16 protein-coding genes are annotated in these 16,352 nt (G+C 34.7%); 12 read left to right on the plus strand and 4 right to left on the minus strand.

Annotated elements, in window-relative coordinates; translation table 11 throughout:
* The first annotated feature begins 15 nt into the window (after positions 1 to 15).
* The 7 genes from ACQKNZ_RS05165 (at position 16) to pepF (ending at position 8,639) form a co-directional block, all read left to right on the plus strand.
* A complete protein-coding gene (locus tag ACQKNZ_RS05165; protein WP_144537724.1) occupies positions 16 to 1,071 on the plus strand; it encodes an ABC transporter ATP-binding protein in 1,056 nt (351 codons plus the stop codon).
* Entirely contained in the window at positions 1,071 to 2,012 is a 942-nt protein-coding gene (locus ACQKNZ_RS05170; RefSeq protein WP_427658457.1) for an ABC transporter ATP-binding protein, read from the plus strand. The genes ACQKNZ_RS05165 and ACQKNZ_RS05170 overlap by 1 nt, the downstream gene beginning before the upstream one ends.
* Positions 2,013 to 2,375: 363 nt before the next feature.
* On the plus strand, positions 2,376 to 3,590 hold the full coding sequence (locus ACQKNZ_RS05175) for a putative glycoside hydrolase (protein ID WP_427658459.1): 1,215 nt from the start codon (positions 2,376 to 2,378) through the stop codon (positions 3,588 to 3,590).
* A gap of 573 nt (positions 3,591 to 4,163) precedes the next feature.
* Complete coding sequence (gene spxA, locus ACQKNZ_RS05180; RefSeq protein WP_186318146.1) at positions 4,164 to 4,559, plus strand: transcriptional regulator SpxA; 396 nt, start codon at positions 4,164 to 4,166, stop codon at positions 4,557 to 4,559.
* Between the two features lie 222 nt (positions 4,560 to 4,781).
* The gene (gene mecA / locus ACQKNZ_RS05185) at positions 4,782 to 5,444 is read left to right on the plus strand and encodes an adaptor protein MecA (RefSeq protein WP_144537730.1); all 663 of its coding nucleotides are present in this window, start codon (positions 4,782 to 4,784) and stop codon (positions 5,442 to 5,444) included.
* Between the two features lie 165 nt (positions 5,445 to 5,609).
* Positions 5,610 to 6,776, plus strand: a complete 1,167-nt coding sequence (locus ACQKNZ_RS05190; RefSeq protein ID WP_427658461.1) for a competence protein CoiA — start codon at positions 5,610 to 5,612, stop codon at positions 6,774 to 6,776.
* Between the two features lie 48 nt (positions 6,777 to 6,824).
* On the plus strand, positions 6,825 to 8,639 hold the full coding sequence (pepF, locus tag ACQKNZ_RS05195; protein WP_427658463.1) for an oligoendopeptidase F: 1,815 nt from the start codon (positions 6,825 to 6,827) through the stop codon (positions 8,637 to 8,639).
* Positions 8,640 to 9,265: 626 nt separating this feature from the next.
* On the opposite strand, the gene ACQKNZ_RS05200 is transcribed toward pepF, so the two are convergent.
* The 4 genes from ACQKNZ_RS05200 to ACQKNZ_RS05215 all read right to left on the minus strand — a co-directional run bounded on the left by ACQKNZ_RS05200 (position 9,266) and on the right by ACQKNZ_RS05215 (position 11,822).
* A complete protein-coding gene (locus ACQKNZ_RS05200; protein ID WP_186318115.1) occupies positions 9,266 to 10,087 on the minus strand; it encodes a ClpXP adapter SpxH family protein in 822 nt (273 codons plus the stop codon).
* A complete protein-coding gene (locus ACQKNZ_RS05205) occupies positions 10,084 to 10,482 on the minus strand; it encodes a globin (RefSeq protein ID WP_151110781.1) in 399 nt (132 codons plus the stop codon). Before ACQKNZ_RS05205 ends, ACQKNZ_RS05200 begins: the two co-directional genes overlap by 4 nt.
* A 125-nt stretch (positions 10,483 to 10,607) precedes the next feature.
* Positions 10,608 to 11,213: a lytic transglycosylase domain-containing protein gene (locus ACQKNZ_RS05210; RefSeq protein ID WP_154312334.1), complete on the minus strand. Its 606-nt coding sequence runs from the start codon at positions 11,211 to 11,213 to the stop codon at positions 10,608 to 10,610.
* Positions 11,214 to 11,246: 33 nt separating this feature from the next.
* Entirely contained in the window at positions 11,247 to 11,822 is a 576-nt protein-coding gene (locus tag ACQKNZ_RS05215) for a CYTH domain-containing protein (protein WP_144537738.1), read from the minus strand.
* Positions 11,823 to 11,919: 97 nt separating this feature from the next.
* On the opposite strand from ACQKNZ_RS05215, the gene ACQKNZ_RS05220 reads away from it, so the two are divergent.
* The 5 genes from ACQKNZ_RS05220 (at position 11,920) to mgtE (ending at position 16,319) form a co-directional block, all read left to right on the plus strand.
* Complete coding sequence (locus ACQKNZ_RS05220; RefSeq protein ID WP_144537740.1) at positions 11,920 to 12,306, plus strand: hypothetical protein; 387 nt, start codon at positions 11,920 to 11,922, stop codon at positions 12,304 to 12,306.
* Between the two features lie 24 nt (positions 12,307 to 12,330).
* Complete coding sequence (locus tag ACQKNZ_RS05225) at positions 12,331 to 12,990, plus strand: GTP pyrophosphokinase (protein ID WP_144537742.1); 660 nt, start codon at positions 12,331 to 12,333, stop codon at positions 12,988 to 12,990.
* 18 nt (positions 12,991 to 13,008) lie between these two features.
* Positions 13,009 to 13,812 carry an NAD kinase gene (locus tag ACQKNZ_RS05230; RefSeq protein ID WP_144537744.1) on the plus strand — a complete coding sequence of 268 codons (804 nt, stop codon included), beginning with the start codon at positions 13,009 to 13,011 and terminating at the stop codon, positions 13,810 to 13,812.
* Positions 13,812 to 14,714: an RluA family pseudouridine synthase gene (locus tag ACQKNZ_RS05235; RefSeq protein ID WP_154311248.1), complete on the plus strand. Its 903-nt coding sequence runs from the start codon at positions 13,812 to 13,814 to the stop codon at positions 14,712 to 14,714. The genes ACQKNZ_RS05230 and ACQKNZ_RS05235 overlap by 1 nt, the downstream gene beginning before the upstream one ends.
* A 237-nt stretch (positions 14,715 to 14,951) precedes the next feature.
* Entirely contained in the window at positions 14,952 to 16,319 is a 1,368-nt protein-coding gene (gene mgtE / locus ACQKNZ_RS05240) for a magnesium transporter (protein WP_144537748.1), read from the plus strand.
* Positions 16,320 to 16,352 lie beyond the last annotated feature (33 nt).

A 16,352-nucleotide genomic window follows, 5' to 3' on the forward strand; every position in this document is an offset into this window, starting at 1 on the left:
AGGAGGAAAGCAAGGATGGAAAAAATATTAGAAGTTAAAGATCTAGAGCTTTCCTTCCATACTTTTGCAGGAGAGGTTAAAGCCATTCGTGGTGTTAATTTCGATCTTTTAAAAGGTGAAACACTTGCAATTGTAGGGGAGTCTGGTTCTGGTAAGTCAGTTACAACTAAGGCGATTATGCGTTTACTACCTGAGTCTAGCTCAGAATTTAAAAATGGACAAATTCTTTTCAATGGAAAAGATTTAACAAAGCTTACTGATAAAGAAATGCAAAAGATTCGTGGGAAAGACATCTCCATGATTTTTCAGGATCCTATGACATCCTTGAATCCAACGATGACAATAGGTAAGCAAATTATGGAGCCAATTTTAAAGCATCGTAAAGTAAGTAAGGCAGAGGCTAGAAAAATAGCAGTAGATTTATTGCGACTAGTTGGTATGCCAAAGCCTGAGGCACGTATTAAACAATACCCTCACCAATTTTCTGGCGGACAGCGCCAACGTATTGTTATAGCTATTGCTCTTGCTTGTAATCCACAAATATTAATTGCAGATGAACCAACAACAGCATTAGATGTAACTATTCAAGCGCAAATATTAGAGTTAATGAAAGATTTACAGAAGAAGATTGATACATCAATTATCTTTATTACACATGATTTAGGTGTAGTAGCTAATGTTGCAGATCGAGTAGCGGTAATGTATGGTGGGAAAATTGTAGAAACAGGAACTGTAGATGAGATTTTCTATAATCCTCAGCATCCATATACATGGGGCTTGTTAAGTTCTATGCCTTCTTTAGACACTGCAGAAGAAAAATTATATGCAATTCCAGGAACACCTCCTGATTTGTTAAATCCGCCTAAAGGGGATGCTTTTGCCCTTCGTAGTGACTATGCACTGAAAATAGATTTAGAGGAATCTCCTCCATTCTTTAAAGTCAGTGATACACATTATGCTGCTACTTGGTTATTGCATCCAGATGCACCAAAAGTAGAGCCACCTGCATCAATAGTTGAACGTATGAAAAAGTTCCCTGGAAGTCGTTACTACGAAGGGAGTGTAAACTAATGGCTGAAAAATTACTTGAAATAAAAAATTTAAAACAATATTTTAATGAAGGTAAAGAAAATGAAGTTCGTGCCGTAGATGACATTAGCTTTGACATCTATAAAGGTGAAACGTTAGGTTTAGTAGGAGAATCAGGCTGTGGTAAATCCACAACTGGACGAACTATTATTCGACTATATGACGCCACTGAAGGAAAAGTAATTTATGATGGTGTTAATGTACATGACAAAAAATCTAAAAAAGATTTGAAAATCTTTAATCGTAAAATGCAAATGATTTTCCAAGATCCTTACGCATCATTAAATCCACGTATGAAAGTGTTGGATATAATTGCGGAAGGTTTAGATATTCATGGACTAGTTAAAAATCAAACAGAACGCAAGGCACGGGTTATTCAGTTATTGGAAACAGTTGGACTTAATAAAGAACATGCTGAACGTTATCCACATGAATTCTCTGGAGGTCAACGTCAACGTCTTGGTATTGCAAGGGCGTTAGCAGTTGAACCTGAGTTTATTATAGCGGATGAACCAATCTCAGCTCTAGATGTATCAATCCAAGCACAAGTAGTTAACTTATTGAAGGAACTGCAAGAAGAAAAAGGATTAACTTACCTTTTCATTGCGCATGACCTTTCAATGGTTAAATATATTTCGGATCGAATTGGAGTTATGTATTTCGGTAAGCTAGTGGAGCTTGCTCCTGCTGAAGAATTGTACTTAAACCCATTACATCCTTATACGCAATCTCTATTGTCTGCTATACCTCTTCCGGATCCTAATTACGAGCGTACACGTGTGCGTAAATCTTATGATCCGTCAGTTCATAATTATGCAGATGGAGAAGAAATTGCAATGCGAGAAGTTACTCCAGGTCACTTTGTATTTTGTTCAGAGAAAGAATTCAAAGAACTAAAAGCTATTTCTCAATCACGTGCTTAATAAAATTTTTAATAACAGTAGGCTGAATCGAAGAAATTCGAATTAGCCTACTTTTTTATAGGTTGGATTATTTGTACAAAGGTAACACCTTGTTAATAAAACTAGATAGTAACCTATTTCTATGGAAGGTTATAAATTATAAAGTTCTAAACTTCTCAAAAAAAGTTTAGTTAAATGTTATTATGGATAAATAAATATATACCCTAAAAAAGTCTAATTAAACTTTAATACGGAGAGAGAAAAATAATAAAGTTAAAATTTTGATTAATTAGGAATTTTATATCCATATTAGACTTATTGACTCTTTTCATCGAAGGATATAGTTGTTAAAATGTTAGACGTAAAGAAAGGAAGACGGTTATCATGCACACAATAATAAAAGGGATTTTTGCAACAATGTTAGGTGTGTTTATCGCAGCACCTTTAGTAACTGCAGCAGAGACAAAATCTTTCTCAAATGAATTTACTGCAAAAGAATATGGCTACAAAACAATCGAGGAATCATTAGTAACCTCGTCCAAACTATTTGTCTACGATTCAGGTCTGACTTTTAACTACCCAGATGCAGTAAGAGGTGTTTATGTGACAGGTCACTCTGCGGGCGGGGAGAAATTCAATCAATTAGTCGAGTTAATGGATGCAACAGAGTTAAATGCCATGGTAATTGACATTAAAGATGATTTTGGAAATCTTACTTATAAACCTAAAGAGGATTCTCCTTTGGTTAAATATGAAATAGGTAAACCATACATAAAGGATCTTAGAGGAGTACTTGAAACGATGGAGGAAAAAGAAATCTATCCAATTGCCCGAGTCGTAGTATTTAAAGATACTGAACTAGCTGAAAGAAAACCGGAATTATCGTTTGTAGAGAACGGTTCCGTTTGGAAGAATGGAAGAGGTGAAGCATTTGTCAATCCCTTTATGCAAGAAGTATGGGATTATAATGTAGAAATTGCTATCGAAGCTGCAAAAATGGGCTTTAAAGAAATACAGTTTGACTATGTTCGTTTTCCAGAGGGCTTTGAAAAAAGGGATACAACACTTAAATATGGCATAGGTAAATATGGCGAATCGGATTTGGATTCTACGCAAAAAAGAGTATCAGCGGTAACTGACTTTGTTGCTTATGCAAGAGAAAAACTTAAGCCTTATGGAGTCCAAGTATCTGTGGATATATTTGGGTATTCAGCAACACTTCCTGAAGCACCAGGTATTGGGCAAAATTTTTCTAAAATCTCCGAAAACGTAGATGTGATTTCATCTATGATTTATCCAAGTCACTGGACATCCTATTTCGGCATTGCTAAGCCGGATTTAGAGCCTTACCGTCTTGTTCAAGAGTATGCAAAGGTGGAGAATGCTAAACTAGCAGAATTAGAAAGCCCTCCGGTATCAAGACCATGGCTTCAAGACTTTACAGCTTCATACCTAGGTAAAGGCAATTACCTTGTATACGGAAAAGAAGAGGTTGAAGCACAAATTAAGGCGTTAAATGAAGCAGGGATAAATGAATTCTTATTATGGAATGCAGGCAATAAATATTCTTCTGGTGTAGATTACACTCCGATAAATTAATCCATTAAAAAGTAGGCGATTGCCTACTTTTTTTGATTTAGAAAGTAAGAAGAATCGTTTTACTCAGAGTTATCTGTGCTTCTCAAGCAATTTTTTTATTCGAAAGGAGGCAACAGAGAGGTTTTACAAATTGTATCTTTGGGAATAACTAATTATATAATAGAAGTGCAATGATTAGATCAATTCATTTTAAGAATTTTGCCATCAGAGAAATGTAGTTTTTTTGTCATAATGAAACTTTTCTTCATGGAAAACGTACTATATAGTGTAACAGCAATTTTCATTAGTAGCTGACTAAATGAGAATGATATTTTTTATAAAATTATGTTTAGGATCTTATGAAAATGGGTATTAATGTATTAAAAGGCACATTATTATTTTAGAAATATATTAAAATGTACACTTTATGAACGTTCTTTCAAATACTAATGCTTTCAGAAAATATTTCAAATAAATGTATTTTAAATACCTATATATTAGTGTATACTAATAAAAGTATTCAACTTAATTAAATTAATTATAATCTACTTTATATAACACAAGTAACAATCGAGAGGAAGTGTTTTTTGAATGATGGTTACATTATTTACTTCACCAAGCTGTACTTCATGTAGAAAAGCAAAAGCATGGTTAGAAGAGCATGAAATTCCTTACACGGAACGTAATATTTTCTCAGAACCTTTGAGTATTAGTGAAATTAAAGAAATACTTCGCATGACAGAAGACGGTACAGATGAAATTATTTCAACCCGATCTAAAATTTTTCAAAAGTTAAATGTAGATGTGGAGAGCTTGCCACTTCAAAGATTGTACGAGTTAATACAAGAATATCCTGGTTTACTACGTAGACCAATTATATTAGATGAAAAACGTTTACAAGTCGGATATAATGAAGACGAAATTCGTAGATTTTTACCTAGAAAGGTCCGTGCTTATCAGTTATTGGAAGCACAACGACTTGTTAATTAGTGCATAATAAAGCTGGTGGTTTTTCAAAGAAAATTTGAAAAACCACCAGCTTTTCTTTATCAGTTTTACTCGCCGCGTGTTATAATTTTTACATACTGTAAAATGTTGTATCAATTTTTTTAAAAGTGAAGCTGGAATCCTTTTCTTTTTTTCTTAAACAACATACAATAGTATTAGACACTACAGTAATGAGGCGGTAAGAAGCGAAAGGAGATGTGTTAAATGGATATCGAGCGCATCAATGACAACACTTTCAAAGTATACATTTCATACATCGACATTGAAGAAAGAGGCTTCAGCCGAGATGAAATTTGGTTTAATAAAGATAAGAGCGAGCAGCTTTTTTGGGAAATGATGGATGAAGTTCATGATGATGATCATTTTGAAGAGTTAGATGGTCCTTTGTGGATACAAGTTCATGCGATGGAAAAAGGTTTAGAAGTGATTGTCACTCGAACAGAAATGGCAAAAGATGAACAATCAGACGATAGCTTAAGATCAGAAGATTTATCAAATAAGATTTTTAAGAATGCTGTCTCCAATATGGGGCCACATGAGTTTGATGATTTTTCGAACTATATGGATGACCTAGATGAAATACCTTCCGAATATACATTTGTATTTGAAAATTTTGAAGATGTAATTGGCTTGTCTAAAAAACTTGAGGATTTAGATTTTGATACTTCCTTATATCATTATAACGAAAAATATTACTTACATGTAGCGTTTGATATGGATTTGGTTGAGTTAGAAGCTATATTAAATACATTAAGTGTTATTTCAGAATTTGGACAAAGCACTAAAACAACCATTCACATAATTCAAGAATACGGCAAAGAAATAATTGCTAATAATGTAATGGAAGAACTTAATAGACATTTTTAATGCCTTCTTTAAAGAAGGTTTCAGATTGTAGGTGAAGTTATTTTTTAACTTTTTCTACAATCTTTTTTTATGAATGATTCAAAAAAAATATATGAAAAAGTAGTTAACATATAAAAATTACATTATTGTGATTTTTTTGAATCCTATGTATAGTAGGAGTTGGAGGTGATTTTCATATTAACAGCTTTAACTACGGAAGGTAAGGTTTTTATACCTTCTCACTATTCGAATGACATTTTAAAGTATAGTAAGCGCTCCGTTCATTTTCAATGTGCTGAATGTCGTGAAAAGGTAATATTAAGAATAGGGAATATAAAAGTGCCCCATTTTGCACATTACCGCAATTCGTCGTGTGCCCATTCTTTTTCAGAAGGAGAAAGCCAAGATCATTTGAATGGAAAAATCCAGCTTTATGATTTTCTAGAACGCTTAAAAATTCCTTGTGAACTGGAGCCCTATCTCCAAGATATTAAACAAAGGCCAGATATTTTAGTCCAAGCCCACGAAAAAGTAGCATTAGAATATCAGTGCAGTAAAATAACTCCCGAGGTTATTCGAAAACGTAATTTGGGATATCAAAACTCAAATATCCAACCCCTTTGGATCTTAAAAACCCCCGACTTAGCCGATTTTTCTTCGAAATCGATAGGTTCGATGAAAATAGCTCCTTTTCAACTTGAATTTATCCTGTCTACCAAAGCGTATGGTAGAATTCTTATCACATTTTGTCCTCAAACAAAAAACTTTTCCTACTTATCTAATTTTCTCCATGCTTATTCCAATTATTTTGTCGTTAAAGTAAATAAATTACCCATTAGTCTACAAACATGGCCATTAGCAATGGTAAAAAAAATAACAGAGGAAGAATTCCAGGAATATCTCATTATTTACAATAAAAAACGTCTAAATCGGTTAAACAATTTATATCTTTATAATAGAAAGGGGATTCAATCCGAATTTTTGAAGGTTTGCTATAGATGGAGAATTCATCCTCAGCAGATACCTATGTTCATAGGCATACCATCACTTGAGGCAGAAGCCTTTCTTGAACATAGCTGTGAATGGCAGCTACAATTAATCGACTTCTTACAAGTAAATAAGATTGCTTTAAATTCAGTTTCTGTTCATCATTATAGTTCATTCCTAGCAACTAGCCGTTGGAGAAAGTCAGAACAAATAGAAAAACGAATGAAGGCTATACAAGCATATATAGATGTAATTCAGGAATGCTTAGAACAGACGGATAAAAATATCTCAGATAGTACATTTAATTACCCAAAAATGTATAAGCTACTTTATCAGCATTTCCTTGCAAAGGGAGCAGAAAATTGAGAAAATAGAACTGATTCGTAGCACGAAACAATGGAAGGAGAGGTAAAAATGTCAGAAGACGTTAAGAATAAAATATTAACAAGAAATGAAGTTGAAGAAAATCTTACTTGGAGATTAGAGGATATTTTTCCTACAGAGGATGAATGGGAAAAAGATTTTAGCGAGGTAGCAGAATTAGCTAAAAAGGCATCTTCTTATCAAGGGACGATAGAAAATGGACCGGAAGCATTATTAAATGTATTAACATATCGTGATGAGTTAACTATGAGATTGCGTAAGCTCTACACTTATGCCCATATGCGCAGTGACCAAGATACTGCAAATAGCAAATATCAAGCGATGGATAGTCGGATAAAATCTTTATTTGTAAAGGTTTCTACAGAGCTTTCATTTTTGGTGCCTGAAATATTATCTTTAGATGAAACGACTCTAAAAAATTATTTACAAGAAAATAAAGGCTTACAAGTTTATCGCCAAATGCTTGAAGAAATAAACAAGGAACGTCCGCATGTACTTCCAAAAGAACAGGAGGCTTTACTCGCGCAGTTTGCTGAAATTGCTGGAGCCTCGGCAGATACCTTTGGAAAATTAAATAATGCTGATTTAGAATTTCCGTTTATAAAGGATGAAGAGGGTAATGAAGTACAAATAACACATGGTCGTTACTCACGCTTTTTAGAAAGTGAAGATAGAAGAGTACGGGAAGATGCATTTAAAGCTATGTATGAAACTTATGGTAAGTTTCGCAATACTTTTGCATCCACTTTAAGTGGAAATATTAAAGGCGATAATGTTAATGCTCAAATTAGAAATTATGCATCTGCAAGAGAAGCTGCACTATCGACAAATCACATTCCTGAATCTGTATATGATAATTTAGTTGGAACAATAAATAAAAATGTTCATTTACTTCATAGGTATGTTAGTCTACGTAAAAAAGTTTTAGGCCTAGAGGAGTTACATATGTGGGATTTATATACGCCACTTGTTAAAGAGCTTAAAATGGAGTATACGTATGAAGAGGCCTGTAAGACGATGCTAGAGAGCTTTGAACCATTAGGTGAAGAATACGTATCAATAGTAAAAAACGGCCTTGAGAATCGCTGGGTGGACGTTGTAGAAACGAAAGGTAAGCGGTCAGGAGCATATTCATCGGGTACCTATGGAACAAATCCATATATTCTAATGAACTGGCAAGATAATGTGAATAACTTATTTACACTTGCTCATGAGTTTGGACATAGTATTCATAGCTATTATACAAGAGAAAATCAACCATATGTATATGGAGATTATTCTATTTTTGTTGCAGAGGTTGCCTCTACTTGTAACGAGGCATTGCTGAATGATCACTTACTCAAAACAATAGAAGATCCTAAAAAGCGCATTTACTTGTTAAATCATTGGCTAGAAGGATTTAGAGGGACAGTATTCAGACAAACAATGTTTGCAGAGTTTGAGCATATTATTCATCAATTAGACCAAGACGGAGAAGCTTTAACAGCAGATAAGTTAACAGAGGTCTACTATGAATTGAATAAAAAGTATTTTGGTGATGATATAGTAATTGATGAGCAAATTGGATTAGAATGGGCGAGAATTCCACACTTCTATTACAACTATTATGTATATCAATATGCTACTGGTCTAAGTGCTGCAACCGCTCTGAGCAATCAGATTTTATCTGAGGGCAAACCAGCAGTTGAACGCTATATCAATGAATTCTTAAAGGCCGGATGCTCGGATTATCCAATTGAAGTATTGAAAAAAGCAGGAGTAGATATGAATACAGCTGCTCCAATAGAAGAGGCTTGCCGTGTATTTGAAGAGAAGTTAAATGAGTTAGAGAAACTATTATCGTAATTGTTTATGACGTCCAATCCATTAAAGGATTGGACGTTTTTTAATTCATACAAACTTAAGGAAACTTAGATGTATTCTTTAATATTGACGAATTTGTGAAAGTGGAGCTTAATCGGTTGTTTTTATCACTGGAGCATGCTAAAGTAAGAGTGTGAAATAAATCACAAGATAACATACACCCCTTTGTTTGAACGTGAACATTTCTCCCATCCCCTTTGTAAAAAGCCCTTTCCTAACTGAGGAAAGGGCTTTTTCTTTTTTTGATAAAAAAGAAAAAAGTTCTTTTAAGTAACTTAAATAAGTAGTTTGTAAATCATACTCGTACATTTATATGTTTTGATAAAAGAAACAAGCCGCGACTCCAGTGGGTTGACTAAGGCAAACAAACGTGAATGCGGCTATGATGGCTTAACAATCACCTCAGGGCTTCAAATTAGCATATAATTTAACTATGCTTACTCCAACCTAGTTATTTGTAGCAACAGATGGCTACTCCTCAGCAAAAAGCATCCGTAAAACGGAAATGTCCCTCTATTTTTCAATGATTCTTATATAAAATCCAATGTAATAAAAATAACTGTAAACAATTCATAATAGAATTGTTTACAGTTAGCTTCAGTATATATTTATCTATTTTTTAAACGCCATAATACTAGATTTGGGAGCAAAACTCTTTCGACTTCTTGTCGTAAGAGAAGCTTTTTGAGCTCAAATTCAGCTTGTTGCTCTGTTAAACCATAATAATCGGCGATTTCCTTAGTGGTTAATGAATGAAAACGATTAAATAATTTATCTAGTCCGGGTGGATCTTGTCTTCTTGGAAGATCATCTAACATTTCTTGTAAAATTTGTACGTATATATCATAAGAATAAGTGCCAGATATTTTAATGCCTTCATCTTCAATATGTTCATTGAAAAAGACAATCGTAGGAAATGTGTCTACTTCCATTTCACATGTGATGGATAAATCACTTTGGAAGGAACGTAGGCATTCTTTCGACTGAAAGTCACGTGAAAATTCCTCTACATCAATTTTGGCTTCACTAGCTAGCTCCTGTAATACAGAAAAGGAAGTAACATTCTTTGTTTGAAGAAATAAATATTCCTGTATTTTGTTGAAAAAACGAAGTGCTGCTTTTCTACCTTGAAATTCTGCCGCTTTTACTGCAATTGAAGGTAAGACAGAATGCTGGCTATATGGATAGTTTATATTATCGTCTACTGATGTTTCACTTGTGGCGTTGCAAACAGTATTCAAGTTGTTAAGTCGAGTGCTAAGGACTGTACGAATTGTAAAGTACTGACCGTACTCTACTTGCAATTTCCGAATAATCGGTTGCAAATCCCAACAAGCAGAACAAAGTGGATCTAAAAACATATACATTTCAAGTGGCTTGTTTGTAATAGGAGTTGCGATCGGCTCAACCGGAATTTGTATTCTTGTCACATCTTTTCCTCCTCATGACTCATTTGATTGACCATGTGGTTGGCAGTAAGCACAAGTCTTCTATATAAATCATGTCGCACCTTTCCTTCCAGTCCGACTTCGTCCATGGCTTCTGACATGCAGCTTAGCCATGCTTCTGCACGTTCAGGTGTAATCGAGAAAGGGTTATGACGCATCTTTAACATTGGATGGCCATGTTCTTCTGTATATAAGTTAGGTCCCCCAAGATATTGGGTTAAAAATTGTTTTTGTTTACGCGCGGTTTCCGTTAAATCATCTGGAAAAATTGGCTTTAGCTTTGGATGTTTTGCTACTTTGCTATAAAACGTATCAACAAGGAGTGATAATTTTTCTGCACCTATCTCGTCGTATGGTAAAATCGGGCTCTGTGTCATAGTTGTTTACTCCTTTGCTTTAGCGCTAAATACATTTTAGCAATCTAATACGAATATCTCAAACAATTAGACTGTGATAAAAATAAATATAGAAAAAACGACCATTTTTAAAGGTCGTTTATACGTTATGCCAAGAAGTTGTTTAGAACTTTTTTCACATAATTCTCTGTTTCTTTATAAGGAGGAATACCATTATACTTTTTTACTGAACCGGGTCCTGCGTTATAGGCAGCCAAAGCATTTTCTATATTACCATCAAATTGTTCAAGCATTTGCTTCAAATACTTTGTCCCACCCATAATATTTTGTTCCGGGTCAAGAATGTTCTGTACTCCTAAATACTTAGCTGTTCCTGGCATTAGCTGCATCAATCCGGAAGCTCCCGCAGAGCTAACTGCATTTGGATTATAATTGGACTCTTGTTTAATGACAGAAGAAATAAGCTTTGCTGGCACATTATATGCTTCTGAAGCTCTATTTATAAGTTCATCTATTGATGAGGAACCTATAGAAGTAGAGGCTTGTCTTATATTTAAGGAATTATTTATACCATTTTCGGGTATATAAACTGGTAAGTCGCCACTATAAAATAGTGAATCTATATTATCAGATGAACTGCTATTAGTATTACCTTGCAGAACCTGGCCAAGCATTTCTGAAAACAGGGCGGATGTGCTATTGTTTTGGGTGCTTTGGACACTTCCCAGTATTTGCATTGCATTTATATCCATCAATGTTTTTAAAGACTTAATATCTATAAGTCATCAACCTTTCAAAGAATTCATAGCCTTTACAAGGCGTGCAATCTTTTTATCGGTCGAACGAAGGGGAATTTGATGCCTATCCAGTAATTTAAAAAAGAATTTTTGCCCTTCTTCGACATCTTTACATTCAAATTCTATCTCATAATCTTCTACGTTACTGTATAAGGAGTGATCCAAGAAAAGTGTTCCTTCTTCTAACTTCAATTGGGCGCGATTAGTTTGTATGCTACCAAAGCAAGTAAGAGGTTTAGTAGAAATAATCTCCTCTATAAACGGAATGGAAGGAAAAATAGCTTTCTGTATAATTATATCTCTTTCATCATCAGTAACCAAAACTGTTTGCTCATTCATAATATGCTCTTCAATTGGAGTCTTCAGTGTAAGCTCATTGCGATCATCAAGAACTCTTAAACGAAACCCCATGCGATTATTTTTAAAGAATTGGTCTGCTGTATCGTAATAATAATTAGCCTGAGTTTTAAATTCATTTGGTTTAATGTTAAAGAAATCACTTATTCTCGTGAATTCTTCTTTAGTTAATAAGTTTTTAAATTCAATCTCTTGCTCCGATTGCATAGTCTCACACCTTTCTTATTATTTCATTATAGACGGTTTGCAAGGAGTTTCAATATGTTAAAATAGTTACAGAATAGACAGAAGGGAACGATGTGTTTTGCCTATTACATTTCAAGTACAAAGCGGAGTACAACTGGAAAATGATATTCGCTTTACTTTAGAAGATGTACCTCAAGGATTGACTATAAAAGCAGGTGGTCAGATGATTACAGATTCTGATTCATTAGCCTTCGTATATTTATTGGAGGGAGAGACTGAATATCACTATCTGAAATTCGGTCAGGATGTTTGGCCATTGCTTGTCAGCACACTTAAGGCGGTGCAAGATCCCGTATTACAAATTGGGGATAAAAGAATCGTCTTAGAAAAATTTAAAGAAGAATTAGAAATGCTTATATTTAATATTGAAGGAAATGATAACTATGGAGCAGATTTTGCTCAGTCAGTTGAGAATGCTTTTAATGAAATTTTAAAAGCGGAATAAGTGTTCAAGTGGAGGTTTATTAGTATGGGCCAATGGGAACGTTTTTTAGAACCATATAAACAGGCAGTTGCAGAGTTAAAAGTTAAATTAAAAGGAATGCGTACTCAATTTGATATTGAGAATACAAATTCCCCGATTGAATTTGTAACTGGTAGAGTGAAACCACTCGCAAGTATATACGATAAGTCATTAGAAAAGGGAATTGTGTTTGAACCTTCTGTAACGCTTGCAAAAGAAATACCGGATATTGCGGGACTGCGAATGATGTGTCAATTTGTCGATGATATAGAAACGGTGGTTCAGTTACTTCGAAGTAGAAAAGACATCACTATTGTTGAAGAGAGAGATTATATAAGTCATAAAAAACAAAGTGGTTATCGATCCTTTCATGTGATCATTGAATACCCTGTTCAAACCATTCATGGAGAGGTAAATATATTAGCGGAAATTCAAATCCGCACTTTAGCAATGAATTTTTGGGCCTCCATTGAGCATTCGTTAAATTATAAATATAAAGGTGTATTTCCAGAAGAGATAAAAAATCGTTTGCAATATGCAGCTGAGGCTGCTTTTCGTTTAGATGAAGAGATGTCTCTTATCAGAGGGGAAATACAGGAAGCCCAAAAGTATTTTAGTGAAAACAAGGAGCTATCCACTCCTCGCATCAAAGAAGAAAAAATATAAAGAGAGGCCGTGGTAATAATGAAGTTTTTTATACAGTCTCGAAATGATGAACTCTCCAATCAATTAATGGAAACTGCCAAAATGTATCTTACTGACTTTGGGCTTGTATTAGATGAAGAGACCCCGGATATTGTCCTATCAATAGGTGGAGATGGAACTTTGTTGCATGCCTTTCATAAATACAAACATATGACAGATTCTGTTGCGTTTGTTGGTATCCACACCGGACATCTTGGTTTTTATGCAGATTGGAAGCCATCAGAAATAGAAAAGCTAGTGATTAGTATTGCGAAAAAAGAATTTAAAGTAATAGAGTATCCTTTATTGGAGGTTACTATTAACTATAAGCACGAAGAGGATAACTCCGTTTATCTGGCGTTAAACGAATCTACCGTTAAATCCCCAGATGTAACGCTAGTAATGGATGTTGAGTTAAATGGAAGTTTGTTTGAAAGATTTAGAGGAGACGGCTTGTGTATGTCTACTCCATCGGGTAGTACAGCCTATAATAAAGCACTTGGTGGAGCGATAGTACATCCATCCCTAGAGGCGATGCAGTTAGCTGAAATTGCTTCAATTAACAATCGAGTATTTAGGACAGTTGGCTCTTCTTTAGTTTTACCAAAACACCATACGTGCCTATTGAGACCTGTTAATGGTCCAGATTTTATGGTAACTGTGGATCATCTTCACTTGTTGCACAAAGATGTTGCTTCAATCGAATATAGAGTAGCAGAGGAAAGAGTTCGTTTTGCTAGATTCCGTTCCTTCCCATTTTGGACAAGGGTACATGACAGCTTCATAGATAGTGATTTAAAATAATGACAGAAAATCAGATAAAGCTTTCTTTTTCTATTAACGAATCTGTTCTACTAAGAGATGCTATCAGTCAGTATGGAATATCCAAAAAAGCTCTTACAAGTATTAAATATGATGGCGGTCAAATTTTAGTTAACGGGGAAGAAAAGACAGTAAGACATACTCTTGCTAAGGGTGATATAGTCACTATCGTGTTTCCACGAGAGAAAAAAAGCGAAGGATTAATCGCGGAGGAAATGTTCTTTCCTATATTATTTGAAGATGAGCATTTACTTGTTATATCTAAAAAAGCTGGAATAAGTACAATTCCTTCCCGGGAACATCCTATGGGAACATTAGCGAATGGGATTTGTGGATATTTAGAAAAGAATTCTTCTGCTTCAACTGTACATATTGTTACTAGGCTAGACAAAGATACGTCAGGAATAGTGTGTATTGCAAAGCATCGTCATGCTCATCACTTACTGAGTGAAATGCAAAAGGCAGGTGCAATTTCAAGAACTTATGAAGCGATTGTACATGGTTATGTAGGACAAGATTCCTTCCTCATTGATGCACCCATTGGACGAAAAGACAATAGTATAATCGAGCGAATGATAGACCCAGAAGGAAAACAGGCTAAAACATCGGTAGAAGTGTTGAGTCGATTTACTGTTAAAGGTGAAAAGTTGAGTCATGTCAGATTAAAGCTCTTTACTGGTAGAACCCATCAGATTAGGGTACATATGATGTCTGTTGGACACCCACTATTAGGAGATGATCTATATGGTGGAAGACTTAATTTAATATGCCGTCAGGCTTTGCACGCCAAACAATTAGAATTGGTTCATCCTTTTACTAAACAACCATTATATATAGAAGATAAATATCCTATGGACTTGCAAGCTATTTTTGATATCATTTAAAAGGAAAAGTGAATGAAATATTAAAACAAGGGGAGTGACAATGATCACTACCCTTGATTATTTTTGAATAATTTTCCTAAACATTTTTGAGGTTCATTATTTCCATATAGTTTCAAAAAAATTTCCCAGGGAATAATATATTGATGTAACTTTTGTTGCCATTTTAAGAAAGCTATTGCTTATTAAAAACAGTGGTCATACAATAGTAAAGGTTATATGCCGGAAGGAGGGAAAGATATGAAAGAGGAAAAAGTGGATCTATTGGAACTTGAGGAATCAAATTTAATTCATTTTTTGCTTACAGATTCAATGGATGATTTTAGAGAGATTTTTATGGAACTTCATCCTTACGATCAGTCAATATTTTTTGAGAAGGTAGAGCCAGAATTACGACAGAAAATCTTTCATTATCTTTCTCCGAAAGAGATGGCAGAGCTTTTTGAGGCAACTAAGTTTGATGAAGAACTGTATGAATTTTACTTAAAAGAAATGGACACAACGTATGCAGCCGATATGCTTTCGTTCATGTATGCTGATAATGCAGTAGACGTACTAAACGAACTAGAGGATGCACAAGTAGCAAGTTATTTAAATATTATGGACAAAGAATCTGCACAGGAAATCAAGGACCTGTTAGATTATGAAGAATATACAGCTGGATCTATAATGACAACTGAATATGTCGCTATTCCAGAAAACTCCACTTGTCGTTCTGCCATGACAATATTAAGAAATGCAGCTCCTGATGCCGAAACGATTTATTATTTATTCGTTGTAGATGAATCACATAGGCTTGCAGGGGTCATATCATTGAGAGACCTTATCGTAGCAGATGAAGATACTTTGATAAAAGATATTATGAATGAGCGTGTTGTAAGTGTTCTAGTAAACGAAGATCAAGAAGAAGTCGCTAAAATGATTAAGGATTATGACTTTTTAGCTGTCCCTGTTCTAGATTTTGAGAACCATTTACTTGGAATTGTAACAGTAGATGATATTATCGACGTATTAGATGAAGAAGCGTCAGATGATTATTCCAAACTTGCCGCAGTATCTGATATGGATACATTTGATAAGGGTCCATTTTCGGCTGCAAGAAAGAGACTTCCATGGCTAATCATTCTTCTATTCTTGGGGATGATGACGGCAAATCTGATGAGTATTTTTGAGCAAACATTAGACAAGGTTGCACTTCTTGCGGTGTTTATCCCTCTAATTGCGGGTATGGCCGGTAATAGTGGGACACAGGCGCTAGCCGTTGCTGTACGCGGGATCGCAACAGGCGATATCGAGGAGCAAAGTAAAACTAAACTATTATTTCGTGAAGCTGGTACAGGCTTAATAACAGGATTAATCTGCGGACTACTTGTGATAGGAGTTATTTACTTTTGGAAACATGATCTTTTAATCGGGATGCTCGTTGGAGCTGCAATATTTGGATCAATATTTTTTGCTACACTTGGAGGATCATTTATTCCTTTACTCATCCATCGCATGAAAATCGATCCAGCTGTAGCATCTGGACCATTCATAACGACCATCAATGATTTAATTAGTATTTTAATCTATCTGGGCTTAGCGACATTGTTCATCTCTTCTTTATAAATTAACCAATTCAATGTTTTTTGCATAAGGTAA

Origin of the sequence: Psychrobacillus sp. NPDC093200 (assembly GCF_050280345.1) — a bacterium.
GTDB lineage: Bacteria > Bacillota > Bacilli > Bacillales_A > Planococcaceae > Psychrobacillus > Psychrobacillus faecigallinarum.